This is a genomic window from Chryseobacterium sp. SIMBA_029 (assembly GCF_046535275.1).
Lineage (GTDB): Bacteria > Bacteroidota > Bacteroidia > Flavobacteriales > Weeksellaceae > Chryseobacterium.
Genome location: NZ_JAWRXA010000164.1, coordinates 1 through 304 on the forward strand (window position 1 = coordinate 1; position 304 = coordinate 304).

Genomic DNA, 304 nt, shown 5'->3' on the forward strand with positions numbered 1-304 from the left:
GGAACGTGGTAAAGCCGTGTTCGGTGAGCCAATCCTGGATGACCGGACCGGTCTCGTCCGGGTAAAGGCCCGCCGCCGCGCGGGTGGAGGCAATCACGACGCCGGCCTTCCGCGGCCCGTGGTGCGGCTCGCAGGCGTTCATGAGCGGGGCTCGGGTGACGCGGGCTGCTCGGCGTCCAGCGACCAATCGCCGCTCTTTCCGCCACTCTTGGCGAGGACCAGAATGTCGGTCAAAACGGCATGCTTGTCCACGGCTTTGATCATGTCGTAGATGCTGAGCGCGGCAACGGACACTGCCGTCAGC

The 304-nt window shown here is 66.1% G+C and carries 1 protein-coding gene; it reads right to left on the reverse strand.

Annotation, left to right across the window (positions count from 1 at the left end):
• Window positions 1-138 precede the first annotated feature (138 nt).
• Entirely contained in the window at window positions 139-294 is a 156-nt protein-coding gene (locus SB679_RS23650; protein WP_410704705.1) for a cyclic pyranopterin monophosphate synthase MoaC, read from the reverse strand.
• Window positions 295-304: the final 10 nt, after the last annotated feature.